Origin of the sequence: Nguyenibacter vanlangensis (genome assembly GCF_013376155.1) — a bacterium.
Classification (GTDB): Bacteria; Pseudomonadota; Alphaproteobacteria; order Acetobacterales; family Acetobacteraceae; genus Gluconacetobacter; species Gluconacetobacter vanlangensis.
On record NZ_JABXXP010000480.1, the window covers coordinates 1 to 2,208 of the forward strand.

Sequence of the window (2,208 nt, forward strand, 5' to 3'; positions counted from 1 at the left end):
ACCGGGCCGGGGCGAGGTGCCGCACCAGGCGGGGGCGCGGGTTCGACGCCCACGCGGGTCCCCAGGATACTGCGCAGGCGCAGCGCCAGGAACGCGGCGATCAGGCCGAACAGCACCAGGTCGAACGGAAAATGACTGAACGAGAAATCCATCACCAAGCCCATCAAGAGGCGGTCCGGCCCGGCCGGTCCGCGCCATCCCCCCTTCATCTGCCCCTACACATAAGCAAGCCCCTCCGGCGGCACAATGCGCCAGAGCGGCCAAAGGCGCGCCCAAGGACGGCCGCATGAATTTCCGGACGGCCGCCCCGGCACGGTTGGCGAACGCCGCGCGGCGTGCTACCGCCGAGGCTCGGTCATCGCCGCCTTTCCGCCCACCTGCCTACAAGAAAGACTTCGTTCATGTCCGACACGACTCAGCCCCCCGCCGACGGCGCCCAGAGCATTCCGCCGGCGCTGCCGCTGACCATTAATGTCCAATATATCAAGGACCTGTCCTTCGAGGTTCCTTCGGGTGCGGAAATCTTCGCGACCTTGCGCGCGAATCCCCAGATCGCCGTGAACATCGACGTGCAGGCGAGCCGCCTGCAGGCCGACCAGCCGATCTTCGAAGTCGTGCTGGCGATCAAGGCCGAGGCGTCGGAAGCGCCGGAGACCGAGGGCGCCGCCCCGGGCCGCACCGTCTTCGTCGCCGAGCTGGCCTATGCCGCCGTCGCGACCCTGACCAACGCGCCCGACGAGCTGGTCGAGCCGATCCTGCTGGTGGAAGTGCCGCGCCTGATCTTCCCGTATGTGCGCAACATCATCAGCGAAGTGACCCGCGATGGCGGTTTCCCGCCCGTCGTGCTGCAGCCGATCGATTTCGTGGCGCTGTGGCAGGCCAAGCGGCAGGCCAACAATTTTCCGCAGACCGCCGGCAACGCCTGAGCACCTGCCCAGGACCCGGTGCCGGGCCCCGTGCCCGGTTGGAAAGGCCCGCCTCGTGCGGGCCTTTTTGTTTCCGGGGCGGATGGCGCGGCACAAATATTGATATTTTTATATTTGCACAGAAAAAACGCGTAATGGTCATTCATGCCGACAATACTTATAAAAATACAATAATAATTTTTCAATAAATTAATATAATCATGTTTATTTAACATGTATTAATATTAAAATATCCATGACTTGCCATGAAATTTTGACGTTTTTTGATATTTTCTCTTCAAACTTGCGTATGTTTTCCATAACATGTCCATGAGCGCCTCAACAAAGATGGAGAAAAGCAGGAAAGACAAAGATTTTTGACGTATCGGACTGAGAATCCCTTCGGGATTGCTTTCGATTCGACTGATTTTCCATATATGTTTCGTCATATATGTGTTTTTTACGGGACTTATTATCGCACAGAGCGATTTCGACCAGAACGTCCCGGAAAGAGACTGACGCTTCAGCGCCGTTGGCGCGCATCCCTACATGATGATTCGAAATGCGACACGCCGCGCGCATGCGATTTCGAACGCAGCTTGCATCGATGCTTCGTAATGAGGCGAAGCCCCTCACCGTTATGTTGGCTGCCTGTTAAAGAGGAGCATCTCCCCTTGACGCAGACAGAAATTCTGCCCCCCCGACCATCGATCGCCGAGCGGATCGGCATCCCGCGCCCGTTGCTATGGGGCTTTGTCGGCCTGCTTCTGTTCATGGTCGGCGATGGGGTCGAGGCCGGCTATCTGGCCCCCTATCTTGAAAATCACGGCGTTTCCGCGCGTGCCGTGGCCTTGCTGTTCACCGTCTATGGCGTCGCGGTTTCCATCTCGTCCTGGCTGTCCGGGCCGCTGTCCGACCTTTGGGGACCGAAGCGCGTGATGTGGATCGGCCTTGGGATCTGGGCCGTCTTCGAAGTGCTGTTCCTGCTGCTGGGCGTTTCGACCGGCAGCTATCCGTCCATGCTGGTCGCCTATACGGTGCGCGGCCTGGGCTATCCGCTGTTCGCCTATGGGTTTCTTGTCTGGATCGCGGCCGCCACGCCGCCACGGCAATTGGGCTCCGCGGCAGGCTGGTTCTGGTTCGCCTTCTCCGGCGGGTTGCCGACCCTGGGTTCGCTGTTCGCCAGCTTCGCCATTCCGGTGGTCGGCGAAGTGACGACGTTCTGGCTGTCGCTGGGCATGGTGATCGCGGGCGGACTGGTCGCGCTGCTGCTGACGCGCGAGCCGCGCGGCGCGGCGCGCCT

2 protein-coding genes are annotated in these 2,208 nt (G+C 60.3%); both read left to right on the forward strand.

Annotation, left to right across the window (positions count from 1 at the left end):
- The first annotated feature begins 401 nt into the window (after positions 1–401).
- Complete coding sequence (secB, locus tag HUK84_RS15565; protein ID WP_176641097.1) at positions 402–926, forward strand: protein-export chaperone SecB; 525 nt, start codon at positions 402–404, stop codon at positions 924–926.
- 653 nt (positions 927–1,579) lie between these two features.
- The coding region (locus tag HUK84_RS15570) for an MFS transporter (RefSeq protein ID WP_246285719.1) at positions 1,580–2,208 on the forward strand (629 nt) is incomplete at its 3' end.

What these genes read in the sequence shown, in the direction of transcription:
- secB (WP_176641097.1), top strand. Translation starts at nt 402, where the DNA reads ATGTCCGACACGACTCAGCCCCCCGCCGACGGCGCCCAGAGCATTCCG.